We start from the raw sequence: 24,505 nt of genomic DNA, 5'->3' as shown, positions 1-24,505 counted from the left end.
CCGGTCCGTCAGCTGGAGGACGCCAGCACGCGGCGGATCGATTCGGCCAGATCGGCGCGCGTGAATGGCTTGCTCAGCAGCGCCGCAGAGCGGCCCGCGCCCCCCGGGGCGTCATGATCGCGCGGATAGCCGGATGTGAACAGAATCGCCACCTCAGGCCAGCGCTCCCGGACTTCGCGACCCAGTTCCCAGCCGGACATGCCGGGCATCACGATATCGGAGAACAGCAGATCGATGCGCGCGTCCGGGCGTTCCAGCAGGCGCAGCGCGGACGGCCCGTCATGTGCCTCCAGCACGCGGTAACCCAGCTGGCGCAGGGCGTCAACGGTGTACGCGCGGACATCGTCATTGTCTTCAGCGACCAGGATGGTCTCGCCGCGCTGTTCATAGCCGGCCAGGCCCGCTGCCGGCGCGGGGGATTCACGGGGCAGTGGCAGCGGCGAGCGCGGGAACATCATGGTGATGCTGGTTCCTCCACCCTCCACGGAGTCGATCAGGACGTGGCCGCCGGACTGCTTGACGAAACCATGCACCATGGAGAGCCCCAGGCCCGTGCCACGCCCCACCTGTTTCGTGGTGAAGAACGGCTCGAACACCCGCGCCAGCGTATCGGCCGGCATGCCGTGGCCGTTGTCGCGGACACGCAGCATCACGTACTCGCCCGGAGCCGCATCGGGGAACAGGGCGGCGTAGTCGCCGTCGAGATGGCTGTTGTCGATCTCGACCTTCAGCCGGCCGCCGCTGGGCATCGCATCGCGTGCATTCACCGCGAGGTTGAGCACGGATGCCTCCAGCTGCGCGACGTCCAGTTCCACGCACCAGATGCCGGCAGCCGTGCTGATCTCCAGTCGCACCAGCTCGCCCAGCGCCCGCTGCAGCATGTCCTGCATTCCGAGCATGCAGTCGTTGAGGTTGACGGCCTGGCTGCGCAGGGGCTGGCGGCGCGCGAAGGCCAGCAGCCGCTGGGTCAGGCTTGCCGCGCGCGAGACGCCCTTCAGGGCGTTGTCCAGTGCGCGTGTGGTCGCCTCGGCCGACGCTCCAGGATGGCCGCTCAACAGCATCGCGTGCTCGACGTTGCCGGAGATGACCGTCAGGATATTGTTGAAGTCATGGGCGATGCCGCCGGTCAGCTGCCCGACGGCCTCGATCTTCTGCGCCTGCCGAAGTGCATGCTCTGCCTGTAGTCGTGCGGTGGTCTCCACGGCTTCGGACACCACCGCGGTGACCTCGCCGGCGCCGTCCTGCAACGGACGGAATGAAACGTCGAAACTTCGCCGGCCGGTGGGCAGCTCCAGTTCGAGCGAGTGCAGGGAGCTGCGCCCACTTACGGCATCGGCAACCGCCTTGTCGATCACCTCGCTCATTCCGGGCGTGGTGGTGAACCAGGGCGTCTGCCAGTAGGGGGTATCCACAACCTGCGCCTTCTCGGCCAGCACCGCGGCCAGCGAGGCGACGTTGGCGTCGACGACACGCCCGGACAGGTCAAGCAGCACCTGATGCTGGAAGCTGGACTCGAAGATGGACTGCAGACGTCGCTTGCTGGCCCGGAGCTCGGCGGTGCGCGCCTGAACCTGCCGCTCCAGCGACTGGTTGTCCTCGCGCAGGGCCAGTTCGGCGCGCTTGAGCTGGGAAACGTCGCTGCCCACGCAGATGTAGCCGACCACGCGGCCATCGGCTGCGCGCTCCGGTACGCAGTCCATCTGTACGAAGCGCGTCTCACCGCTGCGATGGGCAAGACGTGCCTGGAAGTTGGCGCGCTCTCCCTGGAGGACCTGCTGCAGGCTGGGCAGCGCCTCCTCGAAGGCTGAAATCCCACTGATCTCGCGCGCAGTCCGTCCCTGCAGTTCGGCCAGGCTTACCCCGTGCCAGTCGAGAAACGCACGGTTGGCGAAGCGGAAGCGGTGTTCGTGATCGAACTGCGCGATCAGCGCCGGAACCACGTCGGTGATCTGCTGCAACTGCGCCTGGCTGTCATTCAGCGCCGCCTGGGCCTGGGCCAGCTTGCCACGCTCGTGCGCCTCCTGCCGTGCACGCCTTATCGCGTCCGGCAGTCGTTGCAGCCGCTGCTTCACCACGTAGTCGCGCGCGCCACGGGTCAGGGCCTGCACCGCCAGTTCTTCGGTAAGCGTGCCGGAAACAAAAATGAACGGCGTATGGGGGACGCGTTCGCGCGCCAGGGCCAGGGCCGCATCGCCATCGAAGCCGGGCAATACATGATCGGCGAGGATGACGTCATGCGTGCCGCTGTCGATGGCATCGAGGAAACCCCGACGCGTCCATACGCGCTCCGCCTCGAAATCCAGGCCGGCCCGCAGCAGCTGGGCGGAGATCAGCTCCGCATCGAGTGCGCTGTCCTCCAGCATGAGGATGCGCAGGCGCTCGCCGCGGTCGGTGATATCACCCATGGTGGTGTCCCGAGCCGTTCGGGCGATGCGGCGGTGGTTGATTGGTGATTCCCCAGAACATGCCAAGCCCCTGGATCGCGTCGAAGAATTCCTTGAAATCCACGGGCTTGACCACGAACGCGTTGACCCCTAGTTCATAGCTGCGGATCAGATCCTGCTCCTCCCGCGACGAGGTCAGCATCACGATCGGGGTGCTGCTGAGAACGGGATCGCCACGAACCTGCTCGAGCACCTCCAGTCCATTGACCTTCGGCAGCTTGAGATCGAGCAGCACGACCACGGGGCCGCCATGGCGGGCACCGGAAAAGGCGCCCTCGCATCGCAGATAGTCCAGCGCCTCGGCGCCGTCACGCACATGGATGACATCATTGAGCAGCTGGCAACGCGACAGCGCGGCCAGGGTCAACTCAGCATCCTTGGGGCTGTCCTCGACAAGCAGGATCGGCCGCAGGTCCCTCATTGAACATCTCCAGAATGCAGGGGCAGGGTGAAATGGAGGGTGGCGCCTTTGCCCGGCTCGCCCTCGGCCCAGGTGCGGCCGCCATGGCGGCCGATGATGCGGCGCACGTTGGCCAGGCCGATGCCGGTGCCTTCGAACTCCTCGACATGGTGCAGCCGCTGGAATACGCCGAACAGCTTGTCCACATAGCGCATGTCGAAGCCGCAGCCGTTGTCGCGCACAGTGAAGACATCCTCGCTTTCCGAGCGCTCGTGCGCCACTGCGATCACCGCGTGCGTGCGCTCGCGGGTGAACTTCACTGCATTGGACAGCAGGTTCTGCCAGACCAGGCGCATCATGGTGGGGTCGGCCTCAACCGGGGGCAGGTCCCCGATCTGCCAGTGGACGTCGCGTCCGTGGTATTCGAACTCCAGCATCTTCCGCACATCCTCCACCATGGCTGCCATGTCGATGCGTGCGCGACCCAGCGTCGAGCGGCCCATCTGGGAGAAGCTCAGAAGATCATCCACCAGCGTGCCGGCCGATTTGGCCGAATCGACGATGGTGTCGAGGAAACGCCGCTCGGTCTCGTTCAAGCGCTCGGCTGCCGAGCTGCCCAGCAGTTCGGAATAGCCCACGATATGCCGGAACGGGGCGCGCAGATCATGGCTGATGGAATACGAGAACGCCTCCAGCTCCTTGTTGCTGCGCATCAGCTGCTCGTTCAGTTCGGCCATCTCTTCCGCCTTGCGCAGCACGATGTCGACGATGGCGTTGCGCATCTCGAGCGCCGCATCGCAGTCGGCCTCGTTCCACGGCAGGCTGCGCTGCTGCACGGTCTCTTTCCATGCCTCGAAGGAATGCCGTGGCGACAGGGCGTCGCTGCCGCCTGCGCTCTTGCGTGGATCGCCACCCCATCTGACCGTGCGTACCACCTCTGGGCGGAACCACATCAGGTAGCTGTCATGCAGCTGGGAGATGGATACGGCGATCACGCCGCTGGCAACATCGCTGAACTGCTCCGCAGGCGGCCAGGCCGCGGTCAGATGATCGGTGACGTACATTTCCTCGCCCACGTGCGCGGTCGCGAGCCACTGTGCCAGCGCAAGTACCTCCGGATTCCCGGGGCATTGGCCCAGGCGCATGCAGTCGTTCCTGTGCACGATGGCCGCGCCCTGCGCGCCGGTCAGTGAAAGCAGGCTGTCAGGGTCCCGGCGGAGCGCGGCCATGAAGTCCTCGTCGCCGGCCATGCGGCCCAGCAGCTTGACCAGCAAGGACCGGCGCCCGACCCGTTCCTCAACGGCGCGTGCGCGCTGCTTCAGTGCGATCTGCAGGGACAGGATCTGCCCCATGAACTCGCAGGCCGTGCGCACGTGATAGGGCAGCCGGCGCGGCTGTGCGCTGTGGCACGACACCAGCCCCCACAGCTGTCCCTCGTGGATCAGCGAGACCGACATCGATGCCGCCGTGCCCATGTTGCGCATGTACTGCAGGTGCACCGGCGAGACGCTGCGGAGCGTGGAAAGGCTCAGGTCGGTGGGCGGGGCCTGGCGATGATGCCCGGCCCGCACCAGGGACACGGGCGTGTAATCGCAATCGGCGATCAGCCGCACCCGGTTATGCAGATACAGGGCGCGCGCCTGCGCCGGAATATCCGATTCCGGGAAGCGCAGATCAAGATACGAAGGCAGGATGCCGTTGCCATCTTCGGCCACGACGGTTCCATTCCAGCCGGCGTCGAACTGGTAGACGAGCGTACGGTCGAATCCGGCGATCCTGCGTATGTGCGCAGCCGCCAGCTGGCAGAGATCCTCGACCGTCGCGGCCCCCTCGATGGCGAGCATCAGTTCGCGGATCGCGGGGTACAGCTCCTCCAGCGAGGCGGGTTGACCGGCAACGGGGGCTTCCAGTTCGATCAGAAGATCGTCATCTGAACGATGCGCGAGCAACTGGTGGCGCCCCAGCCCATCCAGGTGGACCGCGCCCAGGTGCAGCGTGCCGCCGGGTGCGATGTGCCGCAGGCGATGTACGAAGGGGCCGATCACACCGCCCAGTGCGTTCTCGACATGCTGCATCAACGGATCACCGTACTGGCGCAGCGCGATGGGCTGGCTAACGGCACATTCCCGCACCAGCAGCGTCAGCGGATCCAGCACCAGCAGCACGCCGTAGGGCTGGATGGCGCCCGGTGTGTGGATGGGTTCCCGCGCACAGTCCGACAGTGCATCGTTCCAGGTGCGATCAGCGGAAGGCATCAAGGGCGGTACTCATGATTCGTGACGGGCCGGGCGGAATGGAATGGTGACGGAAAATGCTGCTGCCGCATACCGTCCGGACGATGTGAATGCCTGTTCACGCATTGCTGAACACTTCAGCTGCGCAACGCCGCACGAATGCAAACGCCTGTTGAGCCGCGCTGCAGGCCTGCTGGCGTTGCTGCTGCGTGAGGGGTTCCGCATCCAGATGCGCGCGGGTGATCCGCCATTGCTCGGCCACGCCTGCAGGCGAAGGTGCAAGGTGACGGGCGCCATGGCCGGCACCCAGCCCCAGCGCGGCGGCGTACTTGAGCAGGACAGCCGAACCCAGGGCAGAACCCTCGACGGTATACAGCCAACCCAATGCCGACGCACGGGATGCGTGCTGCAGCCTGGGACGCCAGGCATGCGCGCGTGGCAGCGGGGCGCCCATATCCAGCAGATCCTGTTCAACCAGCTGCAGTCGTGCCGTTGCCGGAAGCATCAGCCCGTCCATGTACAGCGGCGCGGCGGCGTGGTGGAAATGCCATTGGACCTGGAGAAAGCGCCCGTAGCGCAATGTGGATTCGAACAGGCGTTGCCCGATCAGGAACGCATCGAGGCTGCCGTGCACCGACCGCGTGGCGTCCCTCAGGTACACGCTCAACGGACTACCGGCAGACTGCTGGCAGCGGGCGGGTGGATCGGAGGACGGCAATGGACTGTGCATCTGCGGCACCCTAGCAGAATCGGTCCGCGGCCCGCACAAGATTTCGCGGTCACTGCATGTGCACTGCACACCCGCTGCACGCCGGTTTCCATAACGTACGCAGGACACTTCCACTGGCGCTCCGTCGTGAACCTGCACACACCCCCGAACACGTCCCACTCCATGCGCGCGATGCCGGACAGCTGCCAGTTCCAGCTGCTGGATGTGGATCTTCTGCAGGACCCCGGCACCCGCCGCATCGTTCACCTGTATTCCATGGTGGCACGCTGCCTGCGCTGCGAGACGGTGTTCAAGGCGGTGGAGGGGCAGGGCCTGGTCAGTATGTCGGCCATCCGCGTGCTGCGCTGCCCGACCGGCTGCGGGCAGCAGTCGCTGAAGGGCGCGACCCTGCGCAGCTGGCAGCCTGCGCCTGAAGCAACCGCCTGAAGCGCGCACCGCCTTACAGGGCCCCGGGGTTGGCCTGCCACACCGCGTAGTTGAGTACGGCGGCGAACCCTACCCACAGCAGATAGGGCAGTAGCAGGATCGCCGCCAGCGTCCGGATGCGCGCGAAGGCAATCACGGTGGCGATGATGAGCGCCAGCAGGGCCAGGATATCCACGAAGGCGAGCGCACCCTGTTTCCATCCAAAGAACAGCCAGCTCCATGCGGTGTTGGCTGCCAGCTGCACGACGTAGAGCACCAATGCCACCGTGTTGGGGCGCCGTTCCTTCTCGCGCCAGACCAGCCACGCGGCCACTGCCATCAGCGCGTACAACACCGTCCAGACCGGTCCGAACAGCCCGGCGGGAGGCGCCCACGCGGGCAGCGACAGGGTGGAGTAGAAGTCCGATGCCGAGATCGAGGCCCGTGCGCCAAGCGCCGCTGCCACGAAGGTCAGCGTAAGCCAGCCGGCCAGTCCAAGGGCCTGCGTTGTTCGTTTCATCGGGCATCCTCGCGTGGGTCTCGAACCAATACGAACGAGTGGCACGTTTGGATGCAGCGCCGGCCGTCAGTCCCCAGGCGCATGTTGCGCAGGTGCCGCCGAGGCGGGCAGCAGGGAGGGGCGCTCATCAAACCACTCGCGGGCCTTTGCCAGGTGCCAGCGGCGCTGCTCGCCGTCGAGCTCGAGGCCGGCGCCGAGCACGCCCCAGCGCAGATAGAGATCGCCGCGCTTGTGCTGACCGGGAAGATCGAGGCGGGCGCGGACGGACCACCGGTCATTCTCCGCAGTCAGCCCGTCCAGGGTGAGATGCCCCGGCCGCCAGCGCAGTGCGGTCTGCGCATCGACCTGGCCAGCGTCGAGCAGCGACAGCACCCAGCGTGGATAGTCGCCGCGCTCGGCAAACATCGCCAGCAGGGGCGAGGCATCGCTCATTGCCACGGCGCCACGTGCGTCCACTTGGAACGGCGACTGTGCATCGATGCGCCCGGACTGGATGTCGATACGTCCGCGCCACGGCGTCTTGCGTGCGACACCGGCCATCTGGATGTTGCGCAGCTCGACGGTGCTGCCGGAGACGTCGAAATGGCGGTCAGTGAAGTTGCCGCGGCGCAGGGCTGCATCCAGCTGCACGTCGCCGGCCAGTGACAGCCCCGCGACCTGCGCACGCGCCTGCCGGCCGAGCAGGCGGGCGCTGCCCTGGCCGATGCGACCATTGGTGTCCAGCCGAATGTCGCCGCTCACCTGGCCGGTGCCGCCGAGCAGCCGTACCTGGTCCGTGCCCAGATAGCGGTTGTAGGCTGCCAGGTCCGGAATGGTGGCGTCACTGAAACGCAGGTGCGCGCGTACACCGTTGCGCAGCTCGCGGATACGGCCGTCACCGCTCAGCGTCACCTGCAGATCGCGGCCATCGAACAGCCGTGTGCGCGGCGCGTCCGTCGGGTTGGCAGTGAAGCGGGGCAGGCGTACCGACAGCTCGGCGCGGGTGGGCGATCCGTCCTTGAGCTCACCATGCGCGCTGGCCGTGCCCGCCATCGTCACGCCGGCAATACCGGCAACCGCTTTGGCGGAGGGAATGTCGACCGTGCTGCCCGCCACCAGTTCACCATTGCGGAGCTTCAGATCCGCCTGCAGGACGCCGCCGCCATCGAGCTGCAGCCAGGGTTTGCGAACGAACAGTGCGGGGATCCAGTTGAGCGAGGTGAAGGTCCACTCGCCGCGCACCGTTCCCGAGGTCCGTTCGATCAACTGGTCGATCTGGCGGAAAGGAATCTCACGGCCAGCAATCCGCAGATCGGCGTCCAGCGCTGCGCCCGTTCCTTCTTTGGGAGGCAGCCGGGCCTGCAGCCGAATGTCGTCGGCGGTGTTGAGCTGCAGGGCCAGAACGCCACGGCCGGGAGCGCCGTCACCGAGCAGCAGGGGCACGTGCCACAGCGCGTGGCTGCCGGGCTGCAGGCGTCCATGGTCCATCCGGATGTCCATCTGCAGTCGCCCCGGCACCGGGGCACTGGCGATCCGCGGCTGCGCCAGGCCGGTATCCAGGCGAAGCCCCTGGCTTCGTGCGTTGACCTCGAGCGCAGCCCGCAACAGGCCCAGTTTGGCCAGGCCGGGCGCCTGGTCGCGGAAATGGCGGGGATAGCTGAAGCGGGACGTGAGTTCTGTGTCCCCCAGCAGCTGGACGCCGTCATAGCTGACGTCGGCGGCATCGAAGCGGACCTGGGAATCGAACAGTTCCGACGGACCGCCGCGCAGTTGCTTGAGGAAACCGACCGTTCCGGCTCCCTTGCCGATGATCAGCAGCTTGCCCAGCCGGGCACTGCGGATGCTGTCGCTATGGATGGCGTTGAAGCGCAGCGTCCACCCGCGGGTACCGCGGGGGGGCGAGGGGACGACCTGATCGACGCGACTGACGTCGGCCGAAACACCGGTCGCCAGCAGCCGCGGCACCCGGACTTCGCGCCGGAACAGGGGGAGGAGGGCAAGGCGCGCACTGGCACGTTCCGCATGCAGCACATAGACCGTGTGGTTGACGTGGCCGCGCATGTGCACGTTCCAGGCGATCACGTGGCCCGGCACCAGTGTGATCGCCGGGCCCGTGGTCATCACGAACTTCTGCGGCTTGCGGTTGGTGACGTTGTCGAACAGCGGCGTGTTGAGGAAGACGTTGCCCGCCAACAGATAGGCTGCGTAGAGGCCGAGCAGGATGTAGAGCGCTGTGCGCCACCGGCGAGGCAAATGCTTGAGGTGCGCGCGGACTGCTGCCATGAACGCTCAACATGATGACGAACTCCGGCCACTATGGCCGAGTACCGTGGTTCACCATGTGAAGTGACTGGCGGCGCTGGTGCAGCATGGCCCAGTGCGGAAACCGCATGAAGGTGGCGGCGTTCCGCTCGCGCGGGCAGCCACACTGAACCCTGTGCCGGACCAGCGATGGCTCAGAGCAGCAGCAATGCCCCGAGCAGCGCGGGCGGCATCACCAGTACGCCGATGCGCAGGAAGTCGAGCCCGCTGACATGTTCGCCTTCCCGACGCAGGGCCACCAACCACAGCAGGGTCGCCAGCGAACCGGTCACCGACAGGTTCGGGCCGAGGTCTACACCAATCAGCAGTGCCGCGCGCGTCTGCGCCGGCAGGTCGGCCATCTGCCCCAGTGAGCCTGCGGCCAGGCCCACCGGCAGATTGTTGGCGAGGTTGCTGAGCAGGGCTGCGGCCGAGCCGGCCAGCCACCCGGCCTGCTGCGGTGAGGTGCGGGCAAGGGACTCCAGCGCACTGGCCGCCATCTGTATCACGCCGGTCTGTGCCACGCCTTCGACCAGCACGAACAGACCTGCCACCAGCGGCAGCACGCCCCAGGACACGTTGCGCAGCAGCGGCAGGGGACTCTGGTGCTGGCGAAGGGCGACGGCGACGACGCTCGCGCTGCCTGCGCAGAAGGTCACCAGACCCAGCGGGCCGTTCAACGCCGACGTCACCAGCAGCGCTGAGCCGGTGAACAGCACGCCGTAAGCACTCAGGCGACCGCCAGCAGACAGGGGGCGATGTTCCGGCGCCGGGGCCAGTGGCTGCGCGATCTCGCGGCGGTGCACCCAGCGCAGGACCAGGTAGGTCGCACCGATCGCCGCCAGCGACGGCAACGCGAACTGCGCCAGCCACTGCTGCAGCGGTGGCATGTGCCTGCCATACACCACCAGATTGGCCGGATTGGAGATGGGCAGCACGAAGCTTGCCGCATTGGCGATGAACGCACAGACGAACAGGTAGGGCAGGGGATTGGCGCGGGCCGCCCTGCAGGCGGCATAGACCGCAGGGGTCAGCACGACCGCGGTCGCGTCGTTGGAGAGGAATACCGTCACCAGCGTGCCCACCAGGAACACCAGGTCGAACAGCCGCCGCCCGGAGCTCCCCGCGTGCCGCACCGCGTACAGCGCCAGCCAGTCGAACAGGCCTTCCCGCCGCGCGAGCTCTGCCAGAACCATCATCCCAACCAAGAACAGATAGACATCACCGCCTTCGGCGACCGCGCCGAGGACCGTGCCGACCTGCATCACACCGGTCAGCGGCAGCAGCGCTGCCGCCACGACGGCCCAGACATACTCGGGCAGGCGGAAAGGACGGAACAGCAGACCCACGGTGGCGAGCGCCACCGCCGACCAGATGATGGCGGAGGAGTAGGAAGCGAGCATGGGGAGGGGGAGCAGGAAACGCGGCATCATACCGTGTGGGTCGCGCCGCGGCCGCGTGTGCGATGCGCACAAGGGGACTGCCGCGGGAATGATTTGCTGCGCTGCACGGTGACAAGCGGGAACCAGGGTGATTAGTCTGCGCCTCAACGCGATGGTAGCGCTACCAATAGATTCGGGGTTTTGGGTCCAGGGGCTGCCTTCTTTACCGCGTGTTCGTCCTGGCAGGCTTGAAAGCGAGTTTGAGTCGCGGCGCGTCCGGCGCCCGCGATGTTCGGTTTGGAATACGGGCCTCGCCCGTGCGTGCCCCTGGGAGGGGGCGGTACATCCATTCGATCGTATGTCATAGGGGACTTTCATGAGCGCTCGCAGTTTCCGTGCTACTCCAGACCCGAGGACCCGTCCATGAGCCGGACCTTGGCGAAGTTCCGCTCCAGGGCCATGTTCACGTTCGTCGGCGGCGTCCTGGTGATCAATCCCGCCTTCGCACAGGAGGCCTCCACGACCACCGCACAGCCGCCTACGGCGCAGACGCAGCCCACGCAGCCTACTCAGCTGGACGCGGTGCAGGTGACCGGTATCCGCAACAGCCTCAGCCAGGCCATGGACATCAAGCGTGATTCGGCTGGCGTGGTGGACGCGATCAGTGCCGAGGATATCGGCAAGTTCCCCGATACCAACCTGGCGGAGTCGCTGCAGCGCATCACCGGCATCTCCATCGAGCGTCGTGACGGCGAAGGTGCACAGGTCACTGCACGTGGCTTCGGTCCGCAGTTCAACATGGTGACCCTCAACGGACGCCAGATGCCCGGTGCCGATGCATTCGGTGCGTCCGGGCAGGTCGCCATCGGTGGCGTCGACGGTGGCACCCGCGCCTTCAACTTCGCGCAGCTGGCCGCCGAGGCCATCAACGGCATCGAGGTCTACAAGACCAGCCAGGCGCAGGTACCCAGCGGCGGCATCGGCGCGACGATCAACATCCTGACCGCGCGGCCGCTGGATCACGAAGGGATCATCGCCAATGCCGGCGCGAAGCTCGTCTCGGACCGCAGCCAGCCGTTCGACAATGATCTGACGCCGGAGCTGTCGGGCATCTTCAGTTACAGCAACCCGGAAAAGACCTTCGGTGTGAGCCTGAGCGCGAGCCAGCAGAAGCGCAAGGGCGGCTCGGTGCAGGCCACGGAGAACTACTGGAACGTGCAGCCGTGGACGGGCTCGATGCCCGGCAACCCGACGGTGGTCAACGCGCCGGAGATCGGCCAGCTCTATGCACGCCCGAACGACCTGCGCTATGCATTCTCGGAGTTCGAGCGGGAACGCGTGAACGGCCAGGCCGTTCTGCAGTTCGCGCCCACGGACAGCCTGACCCTGACCGTGGACTACACCTACTCGACCAACGAGATCACCGAGAACCGTGGCGAGCAGGGCATGTGGCTGCAGAACAGCAACTATACCAACGTCCAGTTCGATACCAGTGGTGCAGTGGCCACCCCGGTCTACATCCGTGAGATCGCCGGCACCAAGGATTTCGGGTTGGAACAGCAGCGCAGCATGCAGGAGTACAAGCTGGGATCGCTTGGCTTCAATGCCGTGTGGAATGTCACCGACCGCTTCAAGCTGAGCTTCGACGCACACAATTCGAAGAACGAGAGTCGTCCGAATGATCCGCTCACCGGCGGCGGCTCGATCTTCATGAGCATTGCCGGCACCAACAACTGTACCCGTGGCCCCCATTGCGGTGGCTCCTGGGTGCAGGAACTGGAGTTCAACAATGGTCTGCCGGTCGGCACCCAGACCTGGTATCCCAGCACGGCAGATGCGATCGCCGGCACCAACGGCGTGGTCAACCCGGGCTTCCAGGAGGGCGAGATCGGCACCCAGGTGCTGCGTGTCAACGCACAGTCGCAGGTGAGCGAGATCAAGCAGGCCCGCGTGGACGGCGAATGGAACTTCGACCAGGGGCGGTTCCAGTTCGGCGTGGATACCAACAAGTCGACCACGCACCGCATCCAGGCAGCCGAGGCCTACTCGACCCTGGGCGACTGGGGCGTGGCCAACGTGAACCGGGATACCGATGCAGGGCTCATGGATCTGCTGCGTCCGGTCAACATCGTCGGCCTGTTCGATGACTACAGCGCCAGCAGCTGGCCCGCATGGCGCGGCAACGCCGGCCAGCTCGCGCAGTGGGCGGCGGACGAATATGGCGTGGGGCTGGGAGTCAGCCCGCAACGCGCGGCCGACAACTTCGTGGAAGAGAAGACCAAGGCGGCCTACTTCCAGGTGGAACTGGATGGTCAGCTGGGCAGCATGCGCACCAATACCCGGCTGGGCGTGCGCTACGAAACCACCGACGTGGTCTCGACCTCGGTCATCGCCGTTCCCGAGTCCATCGAGTGGCAGGCCAACAACGATTTCCGCATCGTGCTGTCCGATGAGCAGCAGCCCTTCACCGAGAAGGCAAGGTACAGCTACATCCTGCCCAATCTCGATTTCAGCATTGATTTCACCGATGAGCTGAAGGGCCGTGCCTCGTTCGGCAAGAGCATCGCCCGCGCGCCCTACGGCAATCTGTATGCGGGCCCGGGTGCACAGCAACCGTTCGGGTCGGTGCTGATCGATCCGTCGTCGCGCGCCAGCGGCAATGCGCAGAATCCCAGCCTGAAGCCGCTGGAATCGGACAACCTCGACCTGGGGCTGGAGTGGTATTTCGCCGACGCCAGCTATGTGTCGTTGACCTACTGGAACAAGTCGGTCGACAACTTCATCGGCAATACCGTTGTCCAGGAAAGCCTGTACGGGCTGACCGATCCCACGTCCGGCCCGGATGCGCGTGCGGCGCTGGACTTCCTCACCAGTGCAGCCTGCGTCTCCCAGGTCGGTGCCGCCAATGCGGCCGCCTGCTCGGCCAACGACACCTCGCTGTTCACCGCGCTGGCGTTGCTGCGCAACAACCCCGCCGGGCTGGCGGCCTACAACGGAACCGACGCGCAGGTGCTGGCCACCGAAGCGGCCTACGATCTGTATGGCCAGGCGGACGATCCGCTGTACCAGTTCAATGTCAACCGCCCGATCAACCAGAACAAGTCCAAGCTGCACGGCTGGGAGCTCGGCGGGCAGTACTTCTTCGGCGACACCGGTTTCGGCGTGCTGGCCAACTACACGATCGTCAGCGGCGACGTCGGCTACAACAATGGCGGCGATCCGGGCATCGACCAGTTCTCGCTCACCGGTCTGAGTGATACCGCCAACGCCATGCTCATGTACGAGAAGTACGGCTGGTCGGTCCGCCTGGCGTGGAACTGGCGCGACCAGTACCTGATCCTGGCCAACCAGGGCGCCAGCCGCAATCCCTACTATGTGGAGGCGTACGAGCAGTGGGATCTGAGCGTGAACTACACGCTGGACGACCACTGGTCGTTCGGACTGGAAGCGATCAACCTGACCGGCGAGGACGTACGCTGGCGCTCGCGCACGTCGCAGATGATCGTGAAGCTGGCTGACCAGAGCCCACGCTACATGCTGGGTGTCCGTTACAAGTTCTGAGTCTGGCGACGGACCCGTCCGGCGCGGTACCGTTGTCCCGGCAACGGTACCGCACGGGCCTGTCCTGACGCAGCACCTGTCGCACGTGCCGGCGGTACCCTGCCGGCCACTGGCCCCGCACCGGACTGGACACCCTGATGGCCCGCTATGAAATGCTCAACAACATCGCCCATCGGGACCTGAGGGTCGCCACCGGTTTCGGCCCCGAGTTCGGCGACGCCGTGGGCATGGTGCCGGCCTATCCCAGCGAGTTCGCCGAACTGCAGCGGGAATATCCCATCTTCCTGCGCAAACAGGCCGGATCGGGCGAATGGCAGGCCGTCGCCCTGCTCGGGTTTGAACAGCACGAGAACCTCTTCCTGCAGGACGGCCGCTGGAACGCCTCCTATCTTCCGGGAGCCGCAGCGAAGGGGCCGTTCCTGATCGGATTCCAGGAGCATTACATCGACGGTGTGCTCACCCGGGAGGCGGTGATGCATGTCGATCTGGACCATCCCCGGGTCAACACCGATGCCGGCGAGCCGTTGTTCCTGCCGCAGGGTGGCAACACCCCCTACCTCGACCACATCGCCGGCGTGCTGCGTGGCATCCATGATGGCAGCGCATTCGGCGCCGCGATGTTTGCAATGCTCGATGAAAGCGGACTGATCCAGCCGGTCACGCTCGATGTGCAGATCACACAGCATCACCGGGTGAGCGTGAACGGATTGCACGGCATCGACCGTGAGCGCCTGGCGCTGCTGGACGACTCGACGCTGGCCGCGCTGAATCGCGCTGGCTGCCTTGAGGGCGCCTACCTGATGCTGGCGTCGCTGCACAACATGCGCCGCCTGATCGCCGAGAAGCAGCGGCGCCTGCGCGCGCAGGATGCAGCAGCGTCCACGGCCAGGAACTGAGGGCGGGCGATGGGGGCTGCGATGCGGATACTGGAGGGCATCGATCCTGCTGCGCTGCCTCTGGCCTCTCTGGTCGAGGCCGGAGAGCCGGTAGTGCTGCGAGGCATTGCGTCAAACTGGCCGCTGGTCGAGGCTGGACAACGCTCCACGCTGGACGCGCTGGCCTACCTGGGCGGCGTCGACGCGGGCGTGCCCATCCAGTACTCGTTCGGCGGGCCAGACATCGACGGGCGCCCGTTCTACACCGCCGACTTCAGCCGGCTGAACTTCGAGGTCCGTCGGGCATCGCTCAGCGAGGTGCTGGACGGGATCGCCTCGACGCTGCATGAGCCAAGACCGCCCACCTACTACGTGGCGTCGCTGCCGGTGGAGCGGGCATTGCTGCCGGCATTCGCACAGGCCAACCAGGCAGGGTTGGCAGGGCAGGGCATCGACGCGTTGGCCAGCATCTGGATCGGCAACCGCGTCACCGCATCGTGCCATTTCGATACCCCCGACAACCTTGCGTGCTGCGCGGTGGGCCGACGCGAGTTCACGTTGTTCCCGCCCGAACAGATCGACAATCTCTACCCAGGCCCGCTGGATCCCACGCCAGGCGGCCAGGTGGTGAGCGTGGTGGACTTCGAACGTCCCGACTTCGACCGGTATCCCCGCTTCAGGGAGGCCCTGGCGAATGCGCGCAGCGCAGTGCTGGAGCCAGGGGATGCCATCTTCATTCCCAGCATGTGGTGGCACCACGTGCGCAGCCTGGCGCCGTTCAATGTGTTGGTGAACTACTGGTGGCGTAGCTCGCCGGCCTTCCTCGGCTCGCCCCTGCCGGCGCTGCACCATGCGATGTGGGCCCTGCGCGATCTGCCCGCGCGTGAAAAGAAGGCGTGGGAAGCGCTCTTCCAGTACTACGTATTCGGCCCCGGCGCGCGCGCGGGGCAGCACCTGCCCGACGATGCGCGGGGGGATCTTGCACCGTTCGACGAGCAGCGCGCGCGCCGCATGCGCGCGATGCTGCTGGGCAGACTCAACCGCTGAGGGGCACCGTGATCGATACCGCGAGCACAGCAGAAGGGCGCATCCGCAAGGTGGTCATTGCCGGCGGTGGCACCGCCGGTTGGCTGGCCGGATGTGCGCTGTCCCATCAATTCCGTGACCAGCTGGACATCACCCTGGTCGAGTCCGAGCAGATCGGTACGGTCGGTGTCGGCGAGTCCACCGTACCGCCCATCCGCACTTTCCATCACTTTCTGCAGATCGACGAGCAGGAGTTCCTGCGCGCGGTGGCCGGCACGTTCAAGCTGTCGATCTCGTTCGAGAACTGGCGCCTGCCGGGCGAGCGCTTCTTCCATCCGTTCGGCACCATCGGACATGGCACCTGGGCCACGCCGTTCCACCATTTCTGGCTGGACAGCCTCCGCCGCGGGATGCCATCGGACCTGGGCGATTTCTGCCTGGAGAGCGTCGCCTCGCGCGACGACCGCTTCTCGCTGCAGACCCAGCCGCAGCCCAGCTACGCCTATCACTTCGATGCCGGTCTCTACGCCCGGTTCCTGCGCCGCAGAGCCGAAGCGCAAGGCCTGCGACGGGTGGAGGGCAGGATCGCCGAGGTCAGACAGCATGCGCATGATGGTTCGGTGCAGTCGCTGGTGCTGGACGACGGGCAGGTCATCGAGGGCGATCTGTTCATCGACTGCACCGGCTTCCGTGGCCTTCTGATCGAGCAGACATTGAAGACCGGCTATGAGGACTGGCACGAATGGCTGCCGTGCGATCGTGCCGTCGCGGTACAGACCGAATCAATCGCGCCGCCGGTGCCGTACACCCGGGCCATCGCCCATGAAGCCGGATGGCGTTGGCATATCGCGCTGCAGCACCGCGTCGGATGCGGGCTGGTCTACTCCAGCCGGCACATGTCCGATGATGAGGCGAGGGCGAAGCTGCTGCGCGACGTGGGCGCACCGCCGCTGCGCGAACCCTGGCAGGTGCCCTTCCGCAGTGGACGCCGTCTGCAGGCCTGGAACAGGAACGTGGTTGCGCTGGGGCTGGCCAGTGGCTTCATCGAACCGTTGGAATCCACCAGCATCCATCTGACGATCAGCGCCGTGGTGCGGCTGATCCAGTTGTTTCCGTTCGATGGGATCGCGGCCTCACTGGTGCAGCTCTACAACGAGGTCAGTCGCCAGGAGATGGAACACGTGCGCGATTTCATCATCCTGCATTACCACGCCACCCAGCGCGAAGAGCCGTTGTGGAAGGCGTGCCGCGAGATGGCGGTGCCCGAGTCGTTGCAGCAGCGGCTGCGCGCGTGGCGTGAGCGCGCGCACGCGTGGCAGGACCCCGGCGAGCTGTTCCGGGTCGAGTCGTGGACCAGTGTGCTGCTTGGCCAGGGCATCCAACCGGGCCGCCCGCACCCGCTTGCGCGGGCACTGAGTGACGCCGACCTGCGCACGCTGCTGAAACGCATCCAGCAGCCGGTGCGGCAGGCGGCCACGCAGATGCCATCGCAGGCGGAATTCATCGACCGCTATTGCCGTTCGGGCCCCGAGGTATGGCACGCGAACAGGGCGGCGTCGTAACAGGTCTGCCTGCAGATGCCGCGACGGCGAGCAGGGTTTTGCGTTGCAGCACGCTTTTTCCGCCGCGGCTGGTTACAGTGCGGCATCACGGCGGGCGGCACGCACGCCATGCAAACGAGGAGGCAGTGCAACAAGGCCTCCTTTTTTGAATGTCAGAAATGGTAGCGCTAACTTTTCGGTGTTCGGAGGCGGTTTCGATGGGTCTGGTTGCCGGTGTCGACGCAGGAACGCAGAGTTTGAAGGTGCTGGTCTACGACCCGGAGGCGCGTGCCGTTGTCGCCCGCACCAGCGCGGCGCTGGAGATGAGCAGCGCCGCCGATGGCAGCCGGGAACAAGTGCCGGCCGACTGGGTGGCAGCGCTGCGCACCTGCTTCGACGGGATTGATCCATCGCTCCGGTCACGCATTGCAGGTCTGGCCGTATCGGGCCAGCAGCACGGCTTCGTGCCGCTGGATGCGGCGGGCGACGTGCTGGCGCCGGCCAAGCTCTGGTGCGATACCAGCACGTCGGCCGAATGCACCCGCATCATGGATGCCGCCGGCGGAATCGACCGGACCATCGCGCTGGCCGGCAATCCGATCCTTGCCGGCTATACGGCCTCCAAGCTGCCGTGGACGAAGACGCATCGCCCGACAGCCTATGCGCGGCTGGCGACCATCCTGCTGCCGCACGACTATCTCAATTTCGTGTTGACCGGGCAGCGGTTCTGCGAGCACGGAGATGCCTCCGGCACGGGCTGGCTCGATGTGCGCACGCGCACGTGGTCGCAGGCGCTGCTGCGCGCCACGGATCCGGACCGCGATCTTGCCGCCTGCCTTCCCCCCATCGCCCCACCTGATGCGTTGTTCGATATCGACCGCGCGGCTGCCAGCATGCTCGGACTGCCGGTGACGGTGAAGGTGGCGGTCGGCGGTGGCGACAACATGATGGCGGCCATCGGCACCGGCTGCGTCACGGAAGGCCGCCTGGCGATGAGCCTGGGAACGTCGGGCACGTTGTTTGCCTACTCCGATTCACCGGTGATCGATCCGGACGGGGCCTGGGCCGCCTTCTGCTCTTCCACCGGCGGCTGGCTGCCGCTGATCTGCACGATGAACTGCACCGTCGTGACCGAGCAGGTAGCGAGTACCTTCGGTTTCAGTACGCGTGACGGCGATGCCCACCTCGACGCGACGTCGCCCGGCGCTGGCGGATTGGTCATGCTGCCGTTCCTCAATGGCGAGCGCACCCCCGACCTGCCGCTGGGCAAGGGCGTGCTGGCCGGCCTGGACACCCACAACTTCACGCCGGCGCACATCTACCGCGCTGCCATGGAAGGGGCGACCTACAGCCTGAAGTTCGGCTACGACGCGTTCAGGCGCGCCGGCATGCAGTTCGACCGCATCGTGCTTACCGGGGGTGGCAGCAACAGTGCCGCGTGGCGGCAGCTGGTGGCCGATGTGTTCGGACTGCCGGTCGACGTGCCGGTGCAGGCCGAAGGCGCGGCATTCGGTGCGGCGCTGCAGGCCCTGTGGGCCATCGGGCGGTCGCAGGGTGATGCCGCGCCGATCAGCGAGGTCACCGCGCAGCATGTCCGCGTGGACCCAGCACTGTCCGCGCGTCCGGATTCCGGCCGCAGTGCGGCCTATGCCTCCGCCTATTCGCGTTTTCTCCGCCATCTCGAGGCCGTCACGCCGCTGCAGCGCGGCTGAGGTCCGCCTCCCTCCAACATCCCGCACAACGACAGGAGCACGTACCATGACCACGCAGCCCTTCATCGGCGCCAAAGAGTACTTCCCGGGCGTCGGCCGCATTCCGTTCGAGGGCAGGGACTCGGACAATCCGCTCGCCTTCAAGGTCTACGACGCGAACCGGGTCATCGGCGGCAAGACCATGCAGGAGCACCTGCGCTTCGCCGTGTGCTACTGGCACACCTTCTGCAACGCCGGCCACGATCCGTTCGGACCGGGAACCCGGCAGTTTCCGTGGGAGGCCGGTTCGCCGCTGGCCACTGCAGAGGCGAAGGTCGATGCAGCCTTCGAGTTCTTCACCAAGCTGGGCGTGCCGTACTGGTGCTTCCATGACATCGACCTGGCGCCGGATGCAGACGACATTGACCAGTACCAGAAGAATCTCACGCACATGGTGCGCCTGGCCAAGGCCCGCCAGGACGCCACCGGGGTCAAGCTGCTGTGGGGTACGGCCAATCTGTTCTCGCACCCGCGCTACATGAACGGCGCATCGACCAATCCTGATTTCGCCGTGGTTGCCCGTGCCGCGGTGCAGGTGAAGGCCGCGCTGGATGCCACCGTCGAGCTGGGGGGCGAGCACTACGTGTTCTGGGGTGGGCGCGAAGGCTACGCGTCGCTGGCCAATACGCAGATGAAGCGCGAGATCGAGCATTTCGCGCGGTTCCTGACGATGGCCCGCGACTACGGCCGCAGCATCGGCCTGAAAGGCAACTTCCTCATCGAGCCCAAGCCGATGGAGCCGATGAAGCACCAGTACGATTTCGACAGCGCGACCGTGGTGGGCTTCCTGAAGGAGCACGGGCTGGACAAGGACTTCAAGCTCAACATCGAAGCGAACCACGCCACGCTCTCGGGGCACACCTTCGAGCATGACCTGCAGGTGGCCTCCGACCATGGCCTGCTTGGCAGCATCGATGCCAACCGTGGCAATGCGCAGAACGGGTGGGACACCGATCAGTTCCCGAGCGATCTGTACGACACCGTAGGCGCGATGCTGGTCGTGCTGCGGCAGGGTGGCCTGGAGGGCGGGCTGAATTTCGACGCCAAGGTGCGCCGGGAGTCGACTGACCTGGAAGACCTGTTCATTGCCCACATCGGCGGCATGGACGCGTTCGCACGGGGTCTGGAAGTGGCACACGCACTGCTCACCGAGTCGCCGTGGGAGCAGTGGCGCAGGGAGCGCTACGCGAGCTTCGACACGGGAGCCGGCAAGGATTTCGAGCGCGGCACGCTGAGCCTTGCCGACCTGGCCACGCTGGCCGCCGATATCGGCGAGCCGCGCCAGACCAGCGGCAAGCAGGAACGCTACGAGAATCTGCTCAACCAGTATCTGCTGCGCTGAGCACGGCAGCATCAAGGCGGCAATGGAGCGATCGAGGGGATGTCGATGAACCAGGCAGCAGATGGCGGAGAGAACACACGGCTGATCGTTCTGATCAGCGTGGTGGCAACGATTGGCGGGTTCCTGTTCGGGTTTGACAGTGGCGTCATCAACGGCACCCAGGACGGCCTGCACCAGGCGTTCCGCTCCGGGGAATGGATGCAGGGCTTCGAGATCGCCTCGATGTTGCTGGGCTGCGCCGTGGGTGCCTTCAGCGCCGGCAGGTTGGCCGACCGGCTGGGGCGGCGCAATGTGCTGATCCTGTCGGCGGTGATGTTCCTGCTGTCGGCGCTGGGGGCCGGCGCTGCGGGTTCTTCCGCGTGGTTCATCGTCGCGCGGGTGATAGGGGGATTTGCAGTTGGCGCGGCGAGCGTGATTTCACCGGCCTACATCGCCGAGGTGGCACCCGCCCGTTACCGTGGCCGACTGGCTACGGTGCAGCAGATCGCGATCATCAGCGGGCTGACCGCAGCGTTCCTGTCCAACTACCTGCTGGCCGCCGCCGCCGGGGCATCGACGGAGCCTCTGTGGGCAGGGCAGGCCGCCTGGCGCTGGATGTTCTGGATGCAGGCGGTGCCCTCGCTGGTGTTCCTGCTGCTGTTGCTGACCATCCCCGAGAGCCCCCGCTACCTGGTGGTGAAGCGGCGCAAGGAGGACGCACTGCGGGTTCTCACCCGGCTGCTGGGCCGCGACAAGGCACAGCTCACGCTCGACGAGATCGAGGCCTCCCTGTCCACCGACCATCATCGTCCGCGGCTGTCCGACCTGAGGAGCAGAGCGACCGGGCGGATCCGTCCCATCGTCTGGGTGGGTGTCGGCCTGGCCTGTTTCCAGCAGCTGGTCGGCATCAACGTGGTCTTCTACTACGGCGCCGTGCTGTGGCAGGCGGTCGGGTTCTCGGAGAACGACGCGCTGCTGATCAATGTGCTGTCCGGCGCACTGAGCATCGGCGCATGCCTCGTCACCGTGCTGCTGATCGACCGTATCGGTCGCAAGCCGCTGCTGTGGATCGGCTCGGTGGGCATGTCCGTATCCCTGGCGCTGGTGGTGGTGGCCTTCGCCAGCGGCTCGCTGGCCGACGGGCACCTGCAGCTGCCGGGCCGCATGGGCACCCTGGCGCTGGTTGCCGCCAATGCCTACGTCGTGTTCTTCAATCTGTCCTGGGGACCGGTGATGTGGGTGATGCTGGGCGAGATGTTCCCCAACCAGATCCGGGGCTCGGCACTGGCCGTCGCCGGTGCAGCGCAGTGGACGTCGAACTTCGCGGTCACGGTGACGTTTCCGATGCTGCTGGCCGCGGCCGGGCTGGCGGCAACCTACAGCATCTACCTGGTGGCCGCGGTGGTCTCGGTCGTGTTCGTGCTGCGCCATGTGCACGAGACCAAGGGCAAGGAACTGGAGCAGATGGAAGGATGAGCGCCATGACATCGCAGGATTCCATGCGCCGTGCCGGCGCGCTGATCGCCGGACTGATGCTGGCGCTGGTCGGTTGCAAGGGGGGAGACCGGCCAGCGCAGGCCACCGCTACCGAGGCTGATCCATGGCCACAGGTGGCCTGGCCCCTGGCCGAGGATGCCGCACTGGAGAAACGCATCACCGACCTGATGGCCGGCATGACCGTGGAGGAAAAGGTCGGCCAGCTGGTGCAGGGAGACATCGCCAGCATCACCCCCGACGACGTGCGCAGATACCGGCTCGGCTCGATCCTGGCCGGAGGCAACTCCGATCCTGGCGGTCGCTACGATGCATCGCCCGCCGAGTGGCTGGCGCTGGCGGACGCGTTCTACGACGCCTCCATGGACACCTCGCAGGGTGGAAAGGCAATTCCGCTGCTGTTCGGCATCGACGCGGTGCACGGGCAGAGCAACATCATCGGCGCCACGCTGTTCCCACACAACATCGGGCTCGGCGCTGCTCGCAATCCCGAGCTGCTGCGCAGGATCGGCGAGATCACCGCGCTGGAGACACGCGTCACCGGCATGGAATGGACGTTCGCGCCAACGGTCGCGGTTCCGCAGGATGACCGCTGGGGGCGCACCTACGAGGGCTATTCGGAGTCTCCCACCGTAGTGGCCAGTTATGCGGGTGCCATGGTGGAGGGCCTGCAGGGCAGGATAGGGTCGCCTGACTTTCTTGATGGCCGCCATGTGATCGCGTCGGTGAAGCACTTCCTGGGCGATGGTGGCACGACCGGCGGGAAGGACCAGGGCGACACCCGCATCAGCGAGGCCGAGCTCGTGCGCATCCATGCGGCCGGGTATCCGCCGGCGATCGCTGCCGGGGCACAGACCGCCATGGCGTCGTTCAACAGCGTCAACGGCGAGAAGATGCACGGCCACCGGCACTACCTCACCGACGTGCTGAAAGGGCGGATGAACTTCGGTGGCTTCGTGGTCGGCGACTGGAATGGCCATGGACAGATCAAGGGCTGCACGACCACCGACTGTCCCGCCACCATCAATGCGGGCCTGGACATGGCCATGGCGTCGGACAGCTGGAAGGGCTTCTACGAAACCACCCTGGCAGCCGTGAAGGACGGCAGGATCACTGCTGAGCGGCTGGATGATGCGGTGCGCAGGATCCTGCGGGTGAAGCTCCGCTTGGGCCTGTTCGAGGCGGGCAGGCCTTCCACCCGGGCGGTCGGCGGCCAGTTCGCGCTGATCGGCGCCACTGAGCATCGCGCGGTGGCGCGGCAGGCGGTGCGCGAGTCGCTGGTGCTGCTGAAGAACCAGAACGGCATCCTGCCGCTGTCGCCAAAGCAGCGGATCCTCGTGGCCGGCGACGGTGCCGATGATGTCGGCAAGCAGGCCGGCGGCTGGACGCTGAACTGGCAGGGCACCGGCACCACCCGCAAGGACTTCCCCAATGCGGATACGATCTTCGAGGGCATTGCGCAGCAGGCCAGGGCCGCGGGTGGCGAGGCCACGCTTGCCATCGATGGCAGATACACAGTGAAGCCGGATGTGGCGGTGGTGGTGTTCGGTGAAGATCCGTATGCCGAGTTCCAGGGCGACCTGCCCACGCTGGCCTACAAGCCCGGCGATGAAACGGATCTGGGATTGATTCGCCGGCTCAAGGAAGACGGCATTCCAGTGGTGGCGGTCTTCCTGAGCGGGCGACCTCTCTGGGTGAACCGGGAAATCAATGCCGCGGACGCCTTCGTGGCGGCGTGGCTGCCGGGATCGGAAGGCGGTGGCGTTGCCGACGTACTGCTGCGTGGTCCGGATGGCCGCATGCAGCACGACTTCAAGGGCAGACTCAGCTTCAGCTGGCCACGTACGGCCACGCAGTACGCCAACAACGTCGGCCAGAAGGACTACGCCCCGCTGTTCCCGTTCGGCTTCGGTCTGAGCTATGCCGACAAGGGCGATCTGGCGGCACTGCCGGAAGTTTCGGGCGTCACCGGCAACGAGGGGGCAACCGGTGTCTTCTTTGCCCGCGGCGATGCAGGTGCCGGCATGGCGCTGCGGCTGGAGGATGGTGCGGGGCAGGGCATGACCGTGATCAGCGTGCCGGATGCACTGGCAGATGACCGTCTGAAGATCACCGGTGTGGACCATCTGGCCCAGGAGGACGGCCGGCGTCTTGCCTGGTCGGGTCAGGGGGAAGCTGTGGCCGCACTGCAGTCGCACACGCCGCTGGACCTGCAGCGGGAAGCCAACGGTGATCTGATGCTGTTGACCACGCTGCGTGTCGACGTGGCACCACGTGGCGACGCGTGGCTGGCGGTGGGCTGTGGTGCCGGGTGCTCGGCCCGCATCGCCATCGGGCCCACGCTGGCGGCGCTTCCGGTCGGCCAGTGGACGCGCGTGGGCATTCCCCTGAAATGCCTGGCTGCGGCCGGAGCGAAGGTAGGTGCGCTGGATCGGCCGTGGTCGGTGGGGACGGCTGATGCAATGACGATCTCCGTGTCCCGCGTGGCGCTGGGCGCGCTGAACGAAGCCGAGACCACCCTCGGATGCGGTGCGTGATGGC

General features: G+C 66.3%; 16 protein-coding genes and 1 pseudogene. 10 read left to right on the top strand and 7 right to left on the bottom strand.

Features of this window, described 5'->3' with window-relative positions:
• Positions 1-8 precede the first annotated feature (8 nt).
• The 4 genes from ACVOMM_RS07020 to ACVOMM_RS07005 all read right to left on the bottom strand — a co-directional run bounded on the left by ACVOMM_RS07020 (position 9) and on the right by ACVOMM_RS07005 (position 5,739).
• On the bottom strand, positions 9-2,405 hold the full coding sequence (locus ACVOMM_RS07020) for a response regulator (protein WP_481526053.1): 2,397 nt from the start codon (positions 2,403-2,405) through the stop codon (positions 9-11).
• Positions 2,398-2,865: a response regulator gene (locus tag ACVOMM_RS07015; RefSeq protein ID WP_053518529.1), complete on the bottom strand. Its 468-nt coding sequence runs from the start codon at positions 2,863-2,865 to the stop codon at positions 2,398-2,400. Before ACVOMM_RS07015 ends, ACVOMM_RS07020 begins: the two co-directional genes overlap by 8 nt.
• A complete protein-coding gene (locus ACVOMM_RS07010; RefSeq protein ID WP_481526052.1) occupies positions 2,862-5,099 on the bottom strand; it encodes an ATP-binding protein in 2,238 nt (745 codons plus the stop codon). Before ACVOMM_RS07010 ends, ACVOMM_RS07015 begins: the two co-directional genes overlap by 4 nt.
• Before the next feature lie 97 nt (positions 5,100-5,196).
• On the bottom strand, positions 5,197-5,739 hold the full coding sequence (locus ACVOMM_RS07005; protein WP_231107782.1) for a biliverdin-producing heme oxygenase: 543 nt from the start codon (positions 5,737-5,739) through the stop codon (positions 5,197-5,199).
• Positions 5,740-5,934: 195 nt separating this feature from the next.
• Between ACVOMM_RS07005 and ACVOMM_RS07000 the strand changes: the two genes are divergently transcribed.
• Positions 5,935-6,234 (top strand): hypothetical protein, encoded by a 300-nt coding sequence (locus ACVOMM_RS07000; protein ID WP_065175681.1) that lies wholly within the window; start codon positions 5,935-5,937, stop codon positions 6,232-6,234.
• Between the two features lie 13 nt (positions 6,235-6,247).
• On the opposite strand, the gene ACVOMM_RS06995 is transcribed toward ACVOMM_RS07000, so the two are convergent.
• Both ACVOMM_RS06995 and ACVOMM_RS06990 read right to left on the bottom strand, forming a co-directional pair.
• Entirely contained in the window at positions 6,248-6,733 is a 486-nt protein-coding gene (locus ACVOMM_RS06995; protein ID WP_065182222.1) for a TspO/MBR family protein, read from the bottom strand.
• 66 nt (positions 6,734-6,799) lie between these two features.
• Complete coding sequence (locus ACVOMM_RS06990) at positions 6,800-8,995, bottom strand: AsmA family protein (RefSeq protein ID WP_481526051.1); 2,196 nt, start codon at positions 8,993-8,995, stop codon at positions 6,800-6,802.
• Positions 8,996-9,069: 74 nt separating this feature from the next.
• On the opposite strand from ACVOMM_RS06990, the pseudogene ACVOMM_RS06985 reads away from it, so the two are divergent.
• Positions 9,070-9,144, top strand: a pseudogene (locus ACVOMM_RS06985) (CGNR zinc finger domain-containing protein); the annotation flags it as partial.
• A 24-nt stretch (positions 9,145-9,168) separates the two neighbouring features.
• Here the strand turns inward: ACVOMM_RS06985 and ACVOMM_RS06980 are convergent.
• Entirely contained in the window at positions 9,169-10,416 is a 1,248-nt protein-coding gene (locus ACVOMM_RS06980) for an arsenic transporter (protein ID WP_481526050.1), read from the bottom strand.
• A 402-nt stretch (positions 10,417-10,818) separates the two neighbouring features.
• Here ACVOMM_RS06980 and ACVOMM_RS06975 point away from each other — a divergent pair, with 402 nt between their 5' ends.
• The 8 genes from ACVOMM_RS06975 (at position 10,819) to ACVOMM_RS06940 (ending at position 24,501) form a co-directional block, all read left to right on the top strand.
• Entirely contained in the window at positions 10,819-13,956 is a 3,138-nt protein-coding gene (locus ACVOMM_RS06975) for a TonB-dependent receptor (protein ID WP_053518517.1), read from the top strand.
• A gap of 137 nt (positions 13,957-14,093) precedes the next feature.
• Positions 14,094-14,852 carry a SapC family protein gene (locus tag ACVOMM_RS06970; RefSeq protein ID WP_065182226.1) on the top strand — a complete coding sequence of 253 codons (759 nt, stop codon included), beginning with the start codon at positions 14,094-14,096 and terminating at the stop codon, positions 14,850-14,852.
• A 9-nt stretch (positions 14,853-14,861) separates the two neighbouring features.
• On the top strand, positions 14,862-15,878 hold the full coding sequence (locus tag ACVOMM_RS06965) for a cupin-like domain-containing protein (protein ID WP_460256559.1): 1,017 nt from the start codon (positions 14,862-14,864) through the stop codon (positions 15,876-15,878).
• A gap of 8 nt (positions 15,879-15,886) precedes the next feature.
• Entirely contained in the window at positions 15,887-17,419 is a 1,533-nt protein-coding gene (locus ACVOMM_RS06960) for a tryptophan halogenase family protein (RefSeq protein ID WP_065182228.1), read from the top strand.
• A gap of 197 nt (positions 17,420-17,616) precedes the next feature.
• A complete protein-coding gene (gene xylB / locus ACVOMM_RS06955) occupies positions 17,617-19,110 on the top strand; it encodes a xylulokinase (RefSeq protein WP_481526049.1) in 1,494 nt (497 codons plus the stop codon).
• 46 nt (positions 19,111-19,156) lie between these two features.
• Positions 19,157-20,491: a xylose isomerase gene (xylA, locus tag ACVOMM_RS06950; protein WP_197571018.1), complete on the top strand. Its 1,335-nt coding sequence runs from the start codon at positions 19,157-19,159 to the stop codon at positions 20,489-20,491.
• Between the two features lie 45 nt (positions 20,492-20,536).
• Positions 20,537-21,946 (top strand): sugar porter family MFS transporter, encoded by a 1,410-nt coding sequence (locus tag ACVOMM_RS06945; RefSeq protein ID WP_164152081.1) that lies wholly within the window; start codon positions 20,537-20,539, stop codon positions 21,944-21,946.
• Positions 21,943-24,501, top strand: a complete 2,559-nt coding sequence (locus tag ACVOMM_RS06940) for a glycoside hydrolase family 3 N-terminal domain-containing protein (protein WP_481526048.1) — start codon at positions 21,943-21,945, stop codon at positions 24,499-24,501. The genes ACVOMM_RS06945 and ACVOMM_RS06940 overlap by 4 nt, the downstream gene beginning before the upstream one ends.
• Positions 24,502-24,505: the final 4 nt, after the last annotated feature.

It is taken from the genome of Stenotrophomonas sp. STEN009 (assembly GCF_056760395.1).
Note: the sequence above shows the minus strand (reverse complement) of the source record. Positions and strands in the feature narration are given on the sequence as shown.